Genomic DNA, 17,328 nt, shown 5'->3' with positions numbered 1-17,328 from the left:
GTATTTATTCACGGCTTCTTCCTTTCAATAGATCCTTTTATTGCCTTTTTTGACAAAATTCCAATCTTCGCTAACATTCTTGCATACTTTCTTTAAAAGATATTCCAATTGTTTTGCTTCTTCGTCAGAAAGACCATTTAATGCGACTGCATTGGAGTAGTTGTTTTCTCGAATGATGAAAGGATAGATTTCTGCTCCTTTCTTAGTCGGATAGAGTTTCTTGATTTTTTTATTTTCTTTATCTTCCAAACGTTCGATCATCCCATTGGATTCTAATTTCTTGATTGCTCGGGCAGTCGTTGTACGATCTACTTTGATCATTTCTGCTAGTTTTTCTTGGATGATTCCAGGATTTTCGCAAATACGTACTAAATAAAGATACTGTCCTCTTGTTAAATCGACTTCTTTGAATTCGATATTGCTAATAGAATCTAGCGCTCGGGCAATCATTCCGATGTCTCGAAGGATTTCAGCCATTTCATCCCACCTTTATTTTGTTTGTAAGACTAGTTTACCTCTTTTTGTTGCAAATGCAACTATTTTCAATAAAAAAATCAAGTTCTTTTTTAATAACTAGTAAAGTATATTCTTTTCTTCTTTTACGAAAAAGCTCAATCACAATAGATCTGGTTTTTGTTTTCTAAAATAAGTAACTGTTTCTTCGTTGTTCGCTTTTCTGATAGCTTTGGCAACTCTTCTATACTAAAAAATCCCATGTTGGAAGTTTCATTATTCTCAATAAACTTGGCCTCTTCACCGTGTATCGCACAAGCAAAAACAAGTTTATAATACTGAAAAAGCTGTGGAATATCTTTTTGTTTATTCGTATCAAAAACTGCTCGCAACTGAGTAGTTTCTACTGTTAATCCTGTTTCTTCATAGACTTCTTTACGCACATTTTCTTCAGGAGACAATCCTATTTCAGCAAATCCACCAGGAAGTGACCATTCTTTCGTCCGTTTATCTTCGATTAGTAGGACCTTGCCATCTTTTTTGATATAGGCACGAACATCTACTTTTGGTGTTGGATGTCCTTCTCCAATCGTTGTGAGCGCTTTTATTTCTTCGAAAGTTTCTTTTCCTATTTCACTGATCAATTCCAATGAAATCGTCCGGATCTCCTCAAAACGCTCTTTATCAAATACATCTTTTCCATAATATAGACCAGCTTGAGAAAGTGCGAGTAGTCTTTTGTATTGAGCCAACTTCTTGTTCATTCTCTTCCCTTCTTTTTTAGCAAATGTATGACTATGTAATCAAGTATAGAAGACTAGTTTAATTACGGCAAATAAATATAATGAAATCTGCAATAAATAAAAGAATGTTAAAAAACTCGAGAACAAAAGACATTCGACTTCTCTGGGGCTGTGAATAAACGGCGTTCAAAAGCTTGCATCTGCGGTAATAAGCCCCACCAAACGAAAAATATGACGAGCTATTCTTGTCTGGCTGTTCTTATTAATTGAGGCAGGACAGCTTTTTCACAACCTCCCCACTAAACGGTGTTCAATCAGCTGATGCTCGGTATTCACTAAAAAAACGGCAAAATATGAGGAGCTATTTTGCCGTTTTTTTCTATAATACTCATATTAAAACACTGACTTCACAACCTCTTCCTTAAACGGTGTTCTCCTACCAACTCCTCGGTCACAAGTTACAATATTCATCAAACATGAGAAGCTGTTTTTTTGAAATTGCTCCTTGTGACTCGGAGCTGAACGGTAGGCTCACGACCTCTCGGTAAACGGTGTTCTCCTGCCAACTCCTCGGTCACAAGTTACAATATTCATCATACATGAGAAGCTGTTTTTTTGAAATTGCTCCTTGTGACTCGGAGCTGAACGACAGGCTCACGACCTCTCGGTAAACGGCGTTCAAAAGCCAATTTTTCGATATTAAGCCATTTCTTTGTTACTTATTGTCATTGATTTCTTTTTCTAATTTATCCAATAGTGGAGTGTAATCCACTTGAGTATAGTCTGTTACATCAAATTCATATAGTGTTCCTAACTGGAATTTGTCATATTTTCGGTCGGCGATGATCTTTTTGAATGCTTCTTTCGTAATATGATTGGTCCCTTTCGTTCGATCTTTCAATACGTCACCATAGTGATAATGATCCATGATATAGCTCAAATGACGATCTGATTCACGATCACGTTTGTACCGACGTTGCCATAACACTTCAAAGTCTGCTGTTAGGCGAATCGTGATCACCTGATATCCGTATCTATCTGCTAATTCTTGGAGTCGTGCTTTTTGCTTATCACTAAAAGGATACTCGGACACAATCACTTTCTTTCCTGCTTCCATATACAAATCAAGTGCTTTGTAATAGAAAGGATAAACTTTCGTCCTTTCTTGTTCCGCCCGTTCTTCCAAATTGTTAAACCCGATGGATTCTGCATAGTATTCCTTGATTTCATCGAGCGTGATGGCATACATATCTGGAAATCGTTCCCGTAGTTTATTCATAAGATATGTTTTTCCTGTACCAGGACTACCAGCCAGAAGAATGAAATACTTTTTCATCTCATTTATTTCCTAAGTTAATTGGACTTTCCAAGTTCATAAACAGTCCAATCTTATGCTTGACAATTTCTTTTACTGCTTCATTTGCTGGAATCACATTATGGCGAAGAGACTTGTTGATTTCTGTTTCACTAAAGGTTTCTTTAGCTACTTTCGTCCAGTTGACTAAAAGCTCCGTTCCAACATTGAATTTGCGGATCCCGTTATTGATCAATTCAGGATAATCTTCTTCTTTCACACCTGTTCCTCCATGGATAACTAGGGGGACATCAACTACTGCATCGATTTCTTTCAGCAAGGGAATGTTTACTTCTGTTTTTGATTTGAATTGTCCATGATTCGTACCGATAGCAATAGCTAATGCATCCACGCCTGTAGCTTCTACAAATTTCACTGCGTCTTCCGGTCTTGTATATACCTTGTCATTTTCAGCGACATGGATTCCTTCTTCTGTACCGCCGATTGTTCCAAGTTCTCCTTCTACGGAAACACCGTGCGCATGGGCATATTCTACTACTGCTTTTGTCTTCAGGATATTTTCTTTGAAAGGCAGATGGGACCCATCATACATGACAGAAGTATATCCGCTGTCGATTGCTTCTTTGACATCATCAAAGTCTCGGGCGTGGTCTAAGTGCAAGACTGCATCAACCATTTCTTCTTCTGCAATAGCTGTCATTACATTGACTAACACATGCATGCCGATATATTTAGCGGTATCGACACTTGTTTGAATAATGATTGGCGAACCCATTTCTTTTGCTGCGCCTAGCATGGCAGGAAGCATTTCTAGGTTATGCGTATTAAAAGCTCCAACTGTAAAATTCAACTCTTCTGCTGTTTTTGTTACTTCTTTCAATGTTGTATACATCTTTTATTGCCACCTTATCTTTTTATTTATTTCCTTTGATCGTTACTTGTTTTGCAATTTGTCGCATCTCATCCATTTTGCCCATGTAGTAATCGATCCCTTGATCATCACCAGCACGAGCAGCATCTGCACGCTTCTGGTTATAGAGGCTCATCAGTTTTTTATACCCATCTCCGATCGTCTGTTTATTTTCCAAGCTCTTTTCTAAATATTGGATGGCTTGATCGTTCTCATACAATTCAGAAAATTTAAGTCCAACTTGTTCATAAAGTTCCGCTAATTTATGCCTATCTTGGGTAGTGGAAATCTCTTGTTTCAATTGTGTAATCTCTGATTGAATCTTTTCGGTCGCTTCTGGCGATAGGGCTTTTTCTTCTTTTGCCAGAACTTTTTTCGGTTCTTTTTCTTTTTTCTTAAAAAATCCAAACATCATTTTCCCTACTTTCAATTAAAATGCTTTCAAAACTGGGCTTAAGATCCAGGCATATAAGAGTGCTGCGGCTACTGTATCTACATCGGTTGCTGTAGCATTGATGAATCCCATCGAATTAAAGATCGTTACTAGCAAAGCGGGCAATAATGTAATAAAGAAACCATGAGCAATACCGCCAATGATCGCTCCTCGGCGTCCGCCAACTGCGTTGCCAAATATCCCTGCTGTCCCTCCGGCAAAGAAATTGGTTAGCATACCAGGTAAAATCATCGCTAAGCCGAACATGGGCAAAGTAAACATGGCAATAATCGTACCAATCGTTGTCGTAATGAAACCTAAAATGACGGCATTTGGGCTATAAGGAAAGAAAACTGGACAATCTAAGGCAGGGATCGCATCAGGAACTAATTTCATAGCTATCCCTCGAAATGCCGGCACGATTTCACCTAACAGTAGACGTACACCAGCTAGCAATACATACACACCCACTACGAATTGGATGGCTTGTAAAAAGGCAAACATGATATAGTTTTGATCTCCTGATAATTCAGAAGCGAATGGTTCGCCTGCAAATAAAACAGTGATGATATATAGCGGGACCATCACGACCATGACAGACAAATAAGTATCTTGCAGAAATTCGAAATGTGTCGGCAACTTGATATCTTCGATCGACTTTTTATTTTCGCCTTTCTCACCAAAAAGCTTAGCAACACCGGCTTCAAATAAGTACCCGATCGTACAAAAATGACCTAAAGCAATATCATTTGATCCAGTGATTTTACGAATGATCGGTTGCGCTACTGCCGGCATAGCAATGGCGAAACAAGCTCCGATAAAACCACCGACCAAGATCAATACGATCCCTCGCAGACCGGCAAAATAGCCAAAGACTGTGGTCATCGTTGCCATCCATAAAATTGCTTGACCAGTTAAAAAAATGTACTTCCATTTTGTGAAACAAGCCAAAATAATATTGAATACAAAAATGGCTAAGAATGTCAGTGCAATATCTCTACCTAAACCCAAATCATTCATTGCTTGACCATTGATAGATTCAATAGAAGGGATGATCCCTTGCATATGAAATCCTTCAGTAAAGATTTTCCCGAAATAAGTTAAACTTCCAACGATGATGCTCGAACCAGCACTCAATACTTGAAATCCTAGGAGTGTCTTTAACGTGCCAGAGATGACTTGTCCTGCTGATTTCTTCTGCAGTAGTAGACCCAACATAGCAATCAATGCAATGGTGATCGATGCCTGAGTCAAAATATTTTCGATGATAAAATTGATAACGCCCATGTTTTTACCCTCTTTTCTTTTTGTATTTAGATAACTCCCTTATCTTGCAGAACTGGGGTGATTTTTTCTTCAATTTCATTTTTTGAAACAATATTTTTCAAATAGATCATCGCCGTTTTAGGATCAACTGCGAACTTTTCGAACTGCGAACGAAAATTTTCTGCTGTGATGATCACATCTGGTTTCATGGAAACTGCGGAAGAAATATCACAATGGTCCAGTTTGACTTCTACTCCTAATTTGTTCAAAACATCCTCAGCAGACATCTGTGCTGCAAAACTACTTCCTAAACCTGCGCCGCATACGAATAAAATGTTCAATTTGTTCATCTTTGTTCTCCCCCGTATCATTTATTATTTCTCAACTACTGAAAAAAGCAGTTGTTTGAAATCTTCGATATTTGTGCATTCAATCAATCGATCCAACTTCTCTTCGTTGTTGATCAATTCAATTAGTTCTTTCATGATGTTCAGATGCGAGTAGGAGTCTACTGCTGCCAAACAAAAAATAATCTTTACTGGATCCATTTCAGGATTACCGAAATCGATTGGTTGCTCAATCGTAGCTACGCTGACTCCTAATTTATTGGCCCCATCTTCTGGTCGGGCATGGGCTAGTGCCATGTGTTTGCCAATCACGATATACGGTCCGTAATCATTCACTGCACGAATCATCGCTTCGACATAGCGCTCTTCGACAATGTTTTCTTTAACCAATGGTCTAGCAGCTAGTTCAATCGATTCCTCCCAAGTAGTGGCTTTTTCTTTGATCATGATATTGCTGTCCGTCAAAATATCTTTTAACATAGGCTGGATCTCCCTTTTGTTGATTTCTAAATTGTTTGTTTCGAATAATTTTTCTAACTTGCCATAGATGATTCGATCTACTCGGCCACCACTTTCTTTCATGACATCTATTATTTGAGTGAATAACTCCGTAGATTCATGACTGTTAGGCTCTAACCGCTGTAGTTCTTCATTTCTTTTCAAAAAGTCTTCTATAACCAAGATATTCGTCTCAGTTAAAATCGGATCGACAACTAAAAGCGGCTTATTTCGATAATTCAATTGAAAGGTGCTGAAAACCAGATTGACATCCAATTTATCTACTAATTCGATTTCTTTTGAACTTAAAACTGCAGTAATCTCGATCTGAGGAAACTTTTCTTTCAGATTCTCTGCTAACAGATTTCCAGTAGCCATCCCATGGTTACAGACAACGACTGATTTATAAACATAATTCAAGTCTCGCTTGATTACACTGGCGATCGTCGAAAAGTGGATGACAAGAAAAGCTATCTCGTCCTCCAGTATCTTGCCACCAATTACTTCTTCGATTGTAGGAACAAAATGAGTGACTGCGCGGTAGATTGGGAAATAATTTGTTCGGATGTTTTCTTTCAATGGATTCATGACTTGGATATGATTCTTGATTCTTACAATCAGTGCAGCCATGTGCTTATAGAGATTTTCGAATAAAGCTTCTTCCTTTAGATGGAAAGGTATGTGTGTCTCGTTCTCTACAAATTGGATCAATTGGATCGTTAGTAATTGAGCTTGTACCCACTCGATTGAATTGGAGATATCTCTAGCATTGAACGTCTCAATAGTGAAACGAAGATAATTTCTTTCTACTTGCGGGACATTGTCCAATTGAAATTCCTCGATCATGTGGTCAATAAATGCAGAAAAGCTACTGTCTTTTATTTCTGTATTTTTCCAATTAATGGCAGAGATAAATTCATGTTTCCTGATTCGCTGGATCCAGATCAATGTAAAAAGCAGGATTTGTTTTTTATAAATATCATCTTCTTGTTTCAACAACTTATTGGAATAGATCTCCTGTATTTTTTTGATTTCCACCAAAGGAAAATAATGGAGAAAGATTTTTTGAGCCGGTGTTAATTGTGCATCTTGATTCATAAAGAAGTCGGTCATTCCCAGATTCTGATTGATAAAATCATAGATCATCGTACGGATAGATCGTTCTGAACCTTTATAAACCAGTCCTTGCTTTCCATAACTGACGATCTCTATCCCATAACTGACCAGTGTTGCTCGTAACCGTCTCATATCTTCATCTAATGTACTTTTAGAGATTTGAAATTCTTCTTCTTTTTTGTTTAGATGGATCGGTATTCGGCTGTAAGCAACGGTTAAAACTAGATCAAAAATACGTTCGCGCCGATTCAAAAAGCCGTCTTTCACATCTTTTATTTCAGTTTCTAATCGAGCTTGCTTTTCCTTTTCCAGCTTCAACAAAAAACCTTTGTTGCGAATTGTACGGATCTCCGGAAGCTTTTTACTGCTCAACCAGATATTCGCTTCAAGAACTTCCTGACGAATCGTCCGCTGACTGACATTGAACTCACTTGCTAGATGTTTTGCTTTTACTGGATATTGGGCTGTCATGATTCTGTGAAGTATTTCAATTGTTCTTGTTTTCATAGAAATGATCTCCTTCTGATTTCAAGTATATGGTTCCGCTTACATAATAAAAAGTAGATATTTCTGCCACTTGAAGTGGAAAGAAAGTAAGCAAAGCAAACAAAAAATAAGCCATATGCTTTTTCATCTCCTCAACGAAAAAGACATACGCCTATTATTACAAAAATTTTGCCCATCCATACAAAAAAGAGGTTGTGAAAAAGCTGTCCTGCATCAAGTAATAAGAACAACTAAACTAAAATAGTGCTTCCTATTTTTTGTTTGGTTGTTCTTATTATCGCAGATGCAAGCTTTTGAACACCATTTAGTGGAGAGGTTGTGACAGAGATGTTCAGCCTTGAGCGATAAGAAGCGATTTTGAAAAATCGCTTCCCATATTTTACAAAATCGTGCCTTATTGCCGATAGGCTATCTCTGGCACACCGTTTATTCAGAAAAAGGAGCTGCGACAAGGCTTTTGTCACAACTCCGTTCATAAATATTTCCTGTCAATCCAGCATAATCGGTTGAATAAAATCGGCTTGCCATCTTTTTTCTTTCTCAGAAAAATCAAAATACCATATCTGAGAAAAATACTGTCGTTGTGTCTTACTTCCTGAGATCAATCGCCCATCTTTTCGATCGACTGAATAATCACAGCATCTGAAATCAATTCGGATGGCAAAACTATTTTCGTGGATCTGTCGATAATTTCCTACTTCCTGAATAGTTATTTTTTTAGTATGATTTCTTACACCGTCTGCTTTGCTTTTTTGCAGAACTTTCTGATGTTCGGCAAACAGCTTGTCTGTATAACAGCTTCTGGCTTTTTCAGGAGTTTCTTCTTCCCAAGCGGATTGGATCTTCATGAATATCTTTTGGATTTCCAGAAACTGTGCTTTCTTTTCTTTAGCCGTTCCTGACATGCGGGACAATATCTCCGCTTTCAGCCTTTTCTTTTGTCTTTTATTCTTGACGATAGAAAAAGCAGATACCCCTCCTACTGACAAAACAGCTAATGCAAGAAATCCCGTTTGCTCATAACTAGAAGGACCTGTACTTGGACCATAATACCCATAAGAATCTCTGCCGTAAGAACGACTGCCAAAATAACTGCCCCCATATGAACGACCGCCAAATGAACCTCTGCCCGAACTTCGACCGCTAGATGTACCTCCACCATGACCACCCGCGACAGCGAATCCTTGGGTCGGCAGAGCAAACAAACATAGGCCCACTAACAAAATGATTGCTAAATAATTGATTTTTTTCATTGTCTTCCTCGTTATCTTTTATTACAAAAAACTATTTTTATGATAGCCTTGCTAAAAGGAAGAGTCAATAACCAGATTCATAAACTGTTTTTTTAGCAATTTTGTCTTATTTAGTCATTGAGTAACATCGGACAGATGTATGTGTCGGCAGTCCATAATTCCTCTATCTTCAGCATGAACAAGCTTGCAGACAAGAGATCTGCGCTTCCTCCAGGAGAGATTTGGTTTTCCTGACAAAAGTGCAGCAGTGCTGTAAATGGACGATTTGGTAAAGCACTTTGACTAGCAGCATGAGCAAGTTTTTGCATTTCCACTAACGTTTTCTGATCACTGCGATGCAATACGCATGTGTCATCTAGCGAACTCATCAAAACTAACAACATATGCATTTGTTTCTGTACATATGAATCATTATCTAGCTCCTTAGCTGCTTGGATTGCAAGCCTGATATGCGGATACCCTAATATCGCTTCTTCATATGCACCATTTACGCCATATTTTTGCTTCACCGTATGACCATGAGTGGTTTTTTTATGACGATATTTTGTATCAGGAAAAGCAGCAAGCTTGCTGACATCACCGAGTATTTCCGTTAAAGAAAAAGGCTGTTCCATACTGATTTTTTGTGCAATGACACTGATCAATAGCCCCATTGCCCAAATCGCTCCTTTATGGGTATTGATGCCATTTGTAGCAATCAGCATTGCCTTTTCCGCTTTTCGCCCAATCTCAGCAATTCTTTCTCTTAACTCTTGATCAATAGCATGATGCCATGCTATTTGAGCCATTTCTTCAAAAAAAGGAGTTAGCGTCTTAGCAGACTTAAGAAATAAAGCATAGTCCATATCGGAATGTGCACCCGCATCCAGTGCATCCACTAATCCAGGTTTTGGACTTAATGTTACTTCTGCGATCAATGCTTCCTCTACCAACGCAGCGAGTTGCTGAGTCACTGCTTTTTTTCGTTCGTCATTTATCATGACACTCACTCCTTCTTTCTACTATTACTTGCTGAAACCTTTTTTGATAGCTACCCAAATGATATGAAGTAACCAGCTTAAAGCAAATGCACAACTTGCCGTCATTAGATAAGCTACAAGAATCATGACTCCTGAAGGTAACTGCAGCCAACTATCTTTAAACAATAATAACAGTACTTGGAAAACAAATACATTGGCTAAATACGTACGATAAGCATAAACAGACAACCATTTGAACAATGACAATTTTGGCGAATCGTTTACAATCATTTTGGAAGCGCCTATGAAGACAGCAAAGATGATGACTAAACTGTATAAACTTTGGATCGTATTCAAGTAAGGCGCATTCGCAAAGCTCAAGTCTCCTGGATGTGCGAGCAATGAACGGACAGAAAAGAACGCGATAACTAAGGCAACAGGTAAGAAAATATAACGTACTCTGTCCAAATATTGATAAACTTTTTCGTGATAAACAAATGCGGCTACCCCATAAATCCCGTAAATCATGAAACTAGCAACAAACCGATCTAACAAGTACCAGCTGTCATGATAAGGCCCAGTCAATACTTGTGTTTGATAGAACAGATACCATGCGACATATAAAATCGTTGAACCAATCAATACTGGCCATACATATTTTTTATTAGCAAATACTTTGTAACCGAGCCAAACAAAAAACGGCATGAACAATTGGATCTGCAGCATCATAACGGTATACCATAAATGAGGCGCTCCATCACCTATGACATATTTCAGTAAAAAGCTTGCAGTATCCGTATACGGAGTTTGTTGTTGGACTGCTGGAAATAGCCAAAGATAAGCCGTCGTCCATAGAAGATACGGAACGACTAGTTCAAAAAACTTTTCTTTCAAAAATTCCCAATAAGACAAATGCTGACTTGTTTTTACCATATTATAAACAATTGCAAAAATAAACATTGGTGCTGTGTATTTAACGATGACGTAAAAGGTACCAAGAAAAGCTGTATTTGTTGCGCTGTGGCTGTTTGCCAAAGCAAAGCTCAATATCGTTTGCATCATAACAGCCGTTACAGCTGATACTTTCTGGAAGTCACTTACGTTGATTTTGATTTTTTTGTTTTCAAACATCTCTTTCTCTCTCTTTTTCTTTATTACCAAAGTTCTTTGGTTAATTTAGGTCCTTCGACTGTTTTCAATAGAATTTTTTTCTTTGGCTCTCTCAAATACTCTTTTAGTGAAAAACCGCCTTGCCGAGTCACTACTTGGGTATCGAATTGATCAAAAAAAGCAGGATGCGATTGAATTACCTGAATTGGCAATTCAATCGGTGAATCTGCGTACAGTAGCAAATCAAAATCACTGGTTTCTTTTACTGCCGGAATCCCAGTCGATAATTCAAATCCTAAGCTGCCGCCGATTCCCCATTTACATCCTGATAATATGTTTCTAGCAGCATGAAATTGCTGATAAACAGGATAATCCATGATTTTCTCTTGTCTATACGATTCTTGTTCGATGATGTCCCACGGATGAATGACTTGTTTGACGGCATGTTTTGAGATTTCTGTTGCCCATCTCTGATTGCGGGCAGGTCCACGTAAACCAATCGGTAGTATTTCTGCGTGATCCGTCGACGCACGACGAACTGTTCCGAACATCTTTTCAGTTAGAACGACCCATTCAGGCAAGGTGAACCCTTCTATTTCATGTTTATCAAAAAGGACAATATCATGTGCTTGAATCATTTTTTATGCATCCCATTCTTCGTCCATTTTGGCACGGACTTTATTTGTTTCGACACGTCCGAATGTTTTGGCTGTTTCGTTTGTGTATCGATTTGTCAGCATCGTGTCATTTGTATTGCGGACATCTTGAATGGCTTCATTGATTGCTTCGATGACTTTGCTGACATTTTGCTCTGAAGCAGCTTGGTCGGTGATATCTTCTAGGAAATGATAGATCGCTCCTAGTTTTGTATAATTATTGATATCGTAAGCGATAGCTGGAACTTTTTCAGCAGCTGCTTCGATTTCAGCAACCGAACGTTTTGTCACACGTGCAGCACTTTCTTTAGACATCGCTTGGACGGTAATTTCTTTATTGTTTAAAGCAATCAAGCGGCTTGATTGTAATCCATGTGCTAAAAATGCACCTGAAATAGCATTTCCTGCAATCAATCCAATAACTGGATGTCCAGCTTGACGGAGTTTTGCATAAGCAGCAGCACTATTAGCCAAAGCCACATGAATACCGATCAATTCTTCGTTATAGCCGTATGCTTGGCTTGGTACATCGATCACAACGACGATTGGCCGTTTCACTTTTTTATCTTTATCTTCTTCGTAAACGTGATCCAAAATTTGTCCCATGCGGAAACCTTCAACTAAACCAACTTCGCCGTTTCGTACACGGTACATCGGATTTTTAGGATCAGGTACGATCGAGGTCACGATGGCTTCTTCTATGAATTTACTTGATTTACCATAATACACAGTACTGATAGAAGAAGTTGGATTTTTCATGCCAGTTAGTGCCGCAAACCAATCGTAACCAACACTTGTTGCAGCTGGTTCATTTCCTTCTGCTACTTCTGGTAAGTTCATTGATTTTGCTTGATGGTTAGCAATCGCTTCATTGTAATCGTCAATGCTCATTGGTTTTGAAAGATCCAAAGAATCAAGTAATGATAAATAAAATGCTGAGCTTTCACTGCGATGCGTGTCTTTTCGTTCGTCCATTGCTGCGATGACAGCAGCTTTGATTGCTTCTACACTATCAGTCACTAGTTCATCAATGATTTTTGATTCTACCCGTTGACGAGATCCTAATGTATTCCAAATCAAGTCTTTGTCACTAGAATCAAATTCTCGAACGCCTGCTTCTTGTTCAATAACTTCTGGTCCATTCAAACCGACTCTCGCTTTTTTTGTTGCGATTAAATAACTCATCAATGCTGAAGTAATCGACATACCGCCAAATGATCCTACACGTCCTGGAATCAAACCGATGACTGGTACATATTGTTTTAGAGCAATGATTACATTTCCGATTTCTGAAATAGATAACAGTCCGTAGTTTGCTTCTTGCAAACGAACACCACCTGTATCTAGTACAATGACTGGAAAGATCTCATTTCCTTTTTTATTTTCTTCTAACACATGTTCAAGTGCAGCAACGATTTTTGCACCGGAAACTTCACCGATACCGCCACCTTGGAATTTTCCTTCCATAGCGATTACTACTGCTTGTTTGCCATTGATCGTGCCACGGCTGACAACGATCCCGTCATCACTTTCAGGGACGATTCCTTGTGCTGGCAAACTTGGCGCGATGATTTGATCGAATGGATCAATCAATTCACGTCCATTGTCAAGTAGAGCGTTCACTCGTTCTCTGGCATTTAATTCTACAAAACTATTTTTCATCTGAAAGTTCCTCCATTGCTTGCGTCAATCGTAGGTACACAACTCCTGGTGTAGCACCGAAGTCATTGATCACGATATCTGCTGAAATTGGATAACGATCAAAAAATCTCGTTAATACATTGTTCCATACTTCGCCGAAGCCATCGCTTCCTGTACAAATTTTTACAGTAGATTCTGTTTTTTCTGTTGGAAACATCAAGATTTCCAAATCTCCTGAACCGACCACTCCTACATGGATTTTCTTATTGATCGGCTGTTTCGTTGGATATTTATAAGCTAATTGTTCCATGGATCTCTCCCCTTTTTGTAAAACAGAGCATACACGTTCTGCTTATTCGTCTTTCTTCTTCCATCTGGGTAAATGGCGACAAAAGGTTTTTCTCGCCAATTTTATGACCAAGTTCTGAATTTCATTGGTGGTTCATACAGGCCATCTGACCATTCGATCAAATCATCGATTGTTTGTGCAGCTAATAATGAACGTTTCGCTTCACTGCGTTTGATACCTAGATCTTCTGGTAATTTCACGATGCCGGCTTCACGCAAGCTATCTAGTGATTCTTTCGTGCTAGTCATTCCAAGAGGTGTAACACCGCCAATTGCTGCAATTGCTGCTTGACGTTCTTCTTTTGTTTTTGCTTTGTACAAATAAGCAATTCCTTCTTCTGTCACGATATGGGTAGTATCTTCGCTATAGATCATCACTGGTGCATTGGCTAAGCCTGCCTGTTTTTGAACAGCTAATGCATCTAATTCTTCGACAAAGACTGGTTTTTTATTTGAACCATATGTTTCAACCATTTGAACAACTAATTTTTGTCCTTTACCTAATGGATCATCATTGTCGCGAAGTGATTGCCATGCTGGTGTAGAATGACGACGACCGCCAGGATTATGTCCCATGTTAGGCGCACCACCAAAACCAGATAAACGTCCTTTTGTTACGGTAGAAGAATTTCCTTCGTAATCTAATTGCAAGGTTGAACCGATAAACATATCGATTGCATATTGTCCAGCTGCTTGTGATAATGTTCGGTTACTGCGCATCGTGCCATCTTTACCGACGAAAAAGACATCTGGGCGAGCAGCAATATATTTTTCCATACCGACTTCACCACCGAAACTATGGATACTTTCAACCCAACCTGATTCGATTGCTGGAATCATCGTTGGATGTGGGTTCAATACCCAGTTCTTCGCGATTTTCCCTTTTAACCCTAGTGATTCACCATAAGTTGGCAGTAATAATTCGATAGCTGCTGTATTGAATCCAATACCGTGATTCAAAGATTGTACGCCGTGCTCTGCGTAGATTCCTTTGATTGCCATCATTGCCATTAGGATTTGCAATTCTGTGATGTTTTGAGGATCTCGTGTGAATAAAGCTTCTAATTGATAAGGTTCATCTGCTTTCACGACAACGTCTACCCAGTCACCAGGGATATCTACACGTGGTAAAGAATCGACAACTTCATTGACTTGAACGATCACGATACCATCTTTGAAAGCTGCAGCTTCGATGATTGTTGGTGTTTCTTCCGTATTGAAACCTGTGTACAAGTTGCCGTCTTTATCTGCTTTATCTGCAGCTACTAAAACAACATTTGGAATCAAATCGATGAATAAGCGTCCATAAAGTTCCAAATAAGTATGGATATCACCTAATTTCATTGTGCCGTCTTCAATCATTTGGGCGACACGCAAGCTTTGTGCACCAGCATAAGAGAAATCGATCTTGCTTGCGATTCCTTTTTCAAAAATATTCAAATGTTCTGGTCGTGAGATACTAGACATGATCAAATGCAGATCATTCACTTTTTCTGCATCTACTTTTTCAAGACTTTCTGAAAGAAAACTTGCTTGTTTTTGATTGTCGCCTTCTAATACAACTTTGTCGCCGGGAGCAATCAGTTTTTCCATTACTTCTACGATTTTTTCAGTTTCTACATACTTGCCATTGAGCAAGTTGCTGATTTTTTCCAATCGCTGCGCTTTTTTTTCGCGTTTAGAAGCCCAGTTGCGGTTTGGTTTTTCCATAATTAGTCATCTCCATTTTTGATATAGAAACGTGGCGTCATCAATACCATGTTGGTCTAGATTGATCGTACGGATCCCTTTATCTACACCAAATTTTGTATGAATCAGCTTTGTCAAAGTATTGCCGGGGGGAAATTCAATCGTCAGATCCATTCCTAATTCTTTTGCCAAGTCCATCATTTGGTTCCACTGCACAGGGAAAGCTAGGTTTTCCAACAAATCTTTACGAATCTCTTCTGCGTCCTGAGTGGCTCTTCCATCCGTATTTTTTATATACAAACATCTAGCATCAGATAGATGGACAGACTGCATATACGGCTTGAATTTCTTGACCGTATCATTCATCAAGAGACAGTGAGATGGCACAGGGACTTTCAGCAGCTTCGCTGTTTGCGCTTGGTGCCGTTTGGCTTCTGCCAACGTAACGGATAAACCTTCGATACTCCCAGATAACGTATGTTGCATCGGACAATTTTCATTTGACAGATAAACTGGATGGTCAGGATCAAATGTTTTTGCTACAATTTCCTCAGCTTCGCTTCTCGTCACACCTACTACTACGCCCATTGCATAACCGCTTGGATAAGCTTCTTTCATTAAGACTGCGCGGTGATAGACTAGTTCCGCTGCATTCTCAAATCTCAAAGATCGACAAGCAACAGCTGCACAAAAAGCACCAATCGAATGTCCTGCTGCAATATCAGGCTGAATACCGTTTTTTTCCATTTCATCTAAATAAAATACTGCTTTTGTCAGTAATGCTAGCTGGATAAAAACCGTATCTTGATAGTTTTCTTCTTTATCAACTAACCGATACCCCGTCACATTTTCTAAACGTTCCATGTACATTTCAGGGATATCCGCTAACATCCCTAACTTCTGACTGCCTTGTCCAGGAAATAAGAAACCTGTACTCATGAGCCTCGCCTCCTCAGCACTTACTTTTTCCACTGCTATCTTAGTCAATTTCTGCTATAATAAAAAATGCCAAAAAAAGAAAAAACCATAACAAAAAGGTATGGATAGGATGGATAATTATGAAATTGCTTCATCTGCAGTATTTTAAAAAAGTATTCGAAACAAAAAATGTTACCCAAGCAGCCAAAGAATTATTTATTTCTCAACCTGCCTTGAGCCGTGCGATCAAACATTTGGAAAACGAATTAGGTGTCCCTTTGTTTTACCATAGCGGCAGAAACATTGAGACGACCGTTTATGCAGAAGAATTTTATCCATATGCAGTCAAGACATTAGACACATTAGAAGAAGGAATCAAATTATTGTCTTCGGTCAATGAGAAGATCGTTACTTCCGTCATATTGTATTTAGAGGTAGCCTCTGTTTCTATTCCGAACTTGGTCCGAATTTTTATGGAAAAGCATCCTGATATCCAATTAACGATCATGCAACATCATTTACCAGATGATATTACCGATCCTGTACTGTACATCACTTCGGAGATGAAGCCTGGCATGACCAATATTCCTATCATGAAAGAACCTGTTTATGTCGCCATTCCTAAGAAACATCCTCTTGCGAAAAAAGAACATCTGCAATTAGAAGATATCCAACGCACCCCCATCTTGATGCTGTCAAAGAGCAACGCCTTCCGTCATACACTGGATGCAGCACTTGAAGCGAAAAGTATCGAATTGACGATCAGTTCGACGACAGATGATCCTGCGACATTACGTTCTATTGTCAAGCAAGGATTAGCTGTTAGCTTTTTCCCAAAAGTTTCTTGGTCTTACGATAAAAATGATCCTTTCGTCTTGCGGGAAATCAAAGATTTGCCCTTGACACGAACAATTTATTTATCTTCTAGCTTCACAGAAGATCATCCTTTGATCAAAATGATTGCAAAAACGATGCGGGAATTTTATTTAGGAAAAAAAAAAAAAGAGCTGGGACAAAATTCTTGTCGCAGCTCTTTTTTCGAACAAACGGTGTTCCAGAAGTAATTTCTTAGAAAATAAGCCGAAATTTCCCAAAAATTTGAGAAGCAATTTTCGTAAATTCCTTCTTATTTCTTGAAGCTAAACATTTCTGTCACAACCTCTTCT

Annotated in this window: 17 protein-coding genes; 1 reads left to right on the top strand and 16 read right to left on the bottom strand. The window is 38.8% G+C overall.

All coding sequences use genetic code 11. The annotated features are described in order from the left end of the window. Window positions 1-24: 24 nt before the first annotated feature. The 16 genes from OS139_RS10390 to OS139_RS10315 all read right to left on the bottom strand — a co-directional run bounded on the left by OS139_RS10390 (window position 25) and on the right by OS139_RS10315 (window position 16,183). Complete coding sequence (locus tag OS139_RS10390; RefSeq protein WP_002292540.1) at window positions 25-477, bottom strand: MarR family winged helix-turn-helix transcriptional regulator; 453 nt, start codon at window positions 475-477, stop codon at window positions 25-27. A gap of 134 nt (window positions 478-611) precedes the next feature. Then, window positions 612-1,217: an NUDIX hydrolase gene (locus OS139_RS10385; protein WP_002294695.1), complete on the bottom strand. Its 606-nt coding sequence runs from the start codon at window positions 1,215-1,217 to the stop codon at window positions 612-614. 694 nt (window positions 1,218-1,911) lie between these two features. Further along, window positions 1,912-2,532 (bottom strand): AAA family ATPase, encoded by a 621-nt coding sequence (locus tag OS139_RS10380; RefSeq protein WP_002307888.1) that lies wholly within the window; start codon window positions 2,530-2,532, stop codon window positions 1,912-1,914. A gap of 1 nt (window position 2,533) precedes the next feature. Next, a complete protein-coding gene (locus tag OS139_RS10375; RefSeq protein ID WP_016628193.1) occupies window positions 2,534-3,403 on the bottom strand; it encodes a class II fructose-bisphosphate aldolase in 870 nt (289 codons plus the stop codon). A 22-nt stretch (window positions 3,404-3,425) separates the two neighbouring features. Continuing rightward, window positions 3,426-3,833, bottom strand: coding sequence for a hypothetical protein (locus OS139_RS10370; protein WP_002307887.1), 408 nt, complete (start codon window positions 3,831-3,833; stop codon window positions 3,426-3,428). Window positions 3,834-3,851: 18 nt separating this feature from the next. Then, complete coding sequence (locus OS139_RS10365) at window positions 3,852-5,141, bottom strand: PTS sugar transporter subunit IIC (protein ID WP_002331945.1); 1,290 nt, start codon at window positions 5,139-5,141, stop codon at window positions 3,852-3,854. Between the two features lie 26 nt (window positions 5,142-5,167). Continuing rightward, on the bottom strand, window positions 5,168-5,470 hold the full coding sequence (locus tag OS139_RS10360; RefSeq protein ID WP_002331946.1) for a PTS sugar transporter subunit IIB: 303 nt from the start codon (window positions 5,468-5,470) through the stop codon (window positions 5,168-5,170). A gap of 24 nt (window positions 5,471-5,494) precedes the next feature. Beyond that, the gene (locus tag OS139_RS10355) at window positions 5,495-7,588 is read right to left on the bottom strand and encodes a BglG family transcription antiterminator (RefSeq protein WP_002331947.1); all 2,094 of its coding nucleotides are present in this window, start codon (window positions 7,586-7,588) and stop codon (window positions 5,495-5,497) included. A gap of 488 nt (window positions 7,589-8,076) precedes the next feature. Continuing rightward, window positions 8,077-8,841 (bottom strand): TIM44-like domain-containing protein, encoded by a 765-nt coding sequence (locus tag OS139_RS10350; protein WP_002307883.1) that lies wholly within the window; start codon window positions 8,839-8,841, stop codon window positions 8,077-8,079. A gap of 110 nt (window positions 8,842-8,951) precedes the next feature. Continuing rightward, window positions 8,952-9,821: a triphosphoribosyl-dephospho-CoA synthase MdcB gene (gene mdcB / locus OS139_RS10345; RefSeq protein ID WP_002331948.1), complete on the bottom strand. Its 870-nt coding sequence runs from the start codon at window positions 9,819-9,821 to the stop codon at window positions 8,952-8,954. Between the two features lie 24 nt (window positions 9,822-9,845). Continuing rightward, window positions 9,846-10,931 (bottom strand): acyltransferase family protein, encoded by a 1,086-nt coding sequence (locus tag OS139_RS10340; RefSeq protein ID WP_025481511.1) that lies wholly within the window; start codon window positions 10,929-10,931, stop codon window positions 9,846-9,848. 23 nt (window positions 10,932-10,954) lie between these two features. Further along, the gene (locus tag OS139_RS10335; RefSeq protein ID WP_002331950.1) at window positions 10,955-11,548 is read right to left on the bottom strand and encodes a malonate decarboxylase holo-ACP synthase; all 594 of its coding nucleotides are present in this window, start codon (window positions 11,546-11,548) and stop codon (window positions 10,955-10,957) included. Window positions 11,549-11,551: 3 nt separating this feature from the next. Further along, window positions 11,552-13,228, bottom strand: coding sequence for a biotin-independent malonate decarboxylase subunit beta (gene mdcD / locus OS139_RS10330; protein ID WP_002331951.1), 1,677 nt, complete (start codon window positions 13,226-13,228; stop codon window positions 11,552-11,554). Then, the gene (locus OS139_RS10325) at window positions 13,218-13,517 is read right to left on the bottom strand and encodes a malonate decarboxylase subunit delta (RefSeq protein ID WP_002287548.1); all 300 of its coding nucleotides are present in this window, start codon (window positions 13,515-13,517) and stop codon (window positions 13,218-13,220) included. The genes mdcD and OS139_RS10325 overlap by 11 nt, the downstream gene beginning before the upstream one ends. Window positions 13,518-13,618: 101 nt before the next feature. Beyond that, window positions 13,619-15,265, bottom strand: coding sequence for a malonate decarboxylase subunit alpha (gene mdcA / locus OS139_RS10320; protein ID WP_002307877.1), 1,647 nt, complete (start codon window positions 15,263-15,265; stop codon window positions 13,619-13,621). Window positions 15,266-15,271: 6 nt separating this feature from the next. Continuing rightward, window positions 15,272-16,183 (bottom strand): ACP S-malonyltransferase, encoded by a 912-nt coding sequence (locus tag OS139_RS10315; protein WP_002287550.1) that lies wholly within the window; start codon window positions 16,181-16,183, stop codon window positions 15,272-15,274. Between the two features lie 119 nt (window positions 16,184-16,302). Between OS139_RS10315 and OS139_RS10310 the strand changes: the two genes are divergently transcribed. Further along, complete coding sequence (locus tag OS139_RS10310; protein ID WP_237558234.1) at window positions 16,303-17,226, top strand: LysR family transcriptional regulator; 924 nt, start codon at window positions 16,303-16,305, stop codon at window positions 17,224-17,226. Window positions 17,227-17,328: the final 102 nt, after the last annotated feature.

The sequence above is a fragment of the Enterococcus sp. E4-223 genome (assembly GCF_035727065.1).
In the GTDB taxonomy this organism is placed as follows: domain Bacteria; phylum Bacillota; class Bacilli; order Lactobacillales; family Enterococcaceae; genus Enterococcus_B; species Enterococcus_B faecium.
The sequence above is the reverse complement of the archived record's forward strand: the minus strand, read 5'-3'. Positions and strand labels throughout refer to the sequence as shown.

What these genes read in the sequence shown, in the direction of transcription:
- OS139_RS10310 (WP_237558234.1), top strand. Translation starts at nt 16,303, where the DNA reads ATGAAATTGCTTCATCTGCAGTATTTTAAAAAAGTATTCGAAACAAAA.
- mdcA (WP_002307877.1), bottom strand. Translation starts at nt 15,265, where the DNA reads ATGGAAAAACCAAACCGCAACTGGGCTTCTAAACGCGAAAAAAAAGCG.
- OS139_RS10315 (WP_002287550.1), bottom strand. Translation starts at nt 16,183, where the DNA reads ATGAGTACAGGTTTCTTATTTCCTGGACAAGGCAGTCAGAAGTTAGGG.
- mdcB (WP_002331948.1), bottom strand. Translation starts at nt 9,821, where the DNA reads ATGATAAATGACGAACGAAAAAAAGCAGTGACTCAGCAACTCGCTGCG.
- OS139_RS10390 (WP_002292540.1), bottom strand. Translation starts at nt 477, where the DNA reads ATGGCTGAAATCCTTCGAGACATCGGAATGATTGCCCGAGCGCTAGAT.
- OS139_RS10355 (WP_002331947.1), bottom strand. Translation starts at nt 7,588, where the DNA reads ATGAAAACAAGAACAATTGAAATACTTCACAGAATCATGACAGCCCAA.
- OS139_RS10360 (WP_002331946.1), bottom strand. Translation starts at nt 5,470, where the DNA reads ATGAACAAATTGAACATTTTATTCGTATGCGGCGCAGGTTTAGGAAGT.
- OS139_RS10335 (WP_002331950.1), bottom strand. Translation starts at nt 11,548, where the DNA reads ATGATTCAAGCACATGATATTGTCCTTTTTGATAAACATGAAATAGAA.
- OS139_RS10325 (WP_002287548.1), bottom strand. Translation starts at nt 13,517, where the DNA reads ATGGAACAATTAGCTTATAAATATCCAACGAAACAGCCGATCAATAAG.
- OS139_RS10365 (WP_002331945.1), bottom strand. Translation starts at nt 5,141, where the DNA reads ATGGGCGTTATCAATTTTATCATCGAAAATATTTTGACTCAGGCATCG.
- OS139_RS10340 (WP_025481511.1), bottom strand. Translation starts at nt 10,931, where the DNA reads ATGTTTGAAAACAAAAAAATCAAAATCAACGTAAGTGACTTCCAGAAA.
- mdcD (WP_002331951.1), bottom strand. Translation starts at nt 13,228, where the DNA reads ATGAAAAATAGTTTTGTAGAATTAAATGCCAGAGAACGAGTGAACGCT.
- OS139_RS10385 (WP_002294695.1), bottom strand. Translation starts at nt 1,217, where the DNA reads ATGAACAAGAAGTTGGCTCAATACAAAAGACTACTCGCACTTTCTCAA.
- OS139_RS10350 (WP_002307883.1), bottom strand. Translation starts at nt 8,841, where the DNA reads ATGAAAAAAATCAATTATTTAGCAATCATTTTGTTAGTGGGCCTATGT.
- OS139_RS10370 (WP_002307887.1), bottom strand. Translation starts at nt 3,833, where the DNA reads ATGTTTGGATTTTTTAAGAAAAAAGAAAAAGAACCGAAAAAAGTTCTG.
- OS139_RS10375 (WP_016628193.1), bottom strand. Translation starts at nt 3,403, where the DNA reads ATGTATACAACATTGAAAGAAGTAACAAAAACAGCAGAAGAGTTGAAT.
- OS139_RS10380 (WP_002307888.1), bottom strand. Translation starts at nt 2,532, where the DNA reads ATGAAAAAGTATTTCATTCTTCTGGCTGGTAGTCCTGGTACAGGAAAA.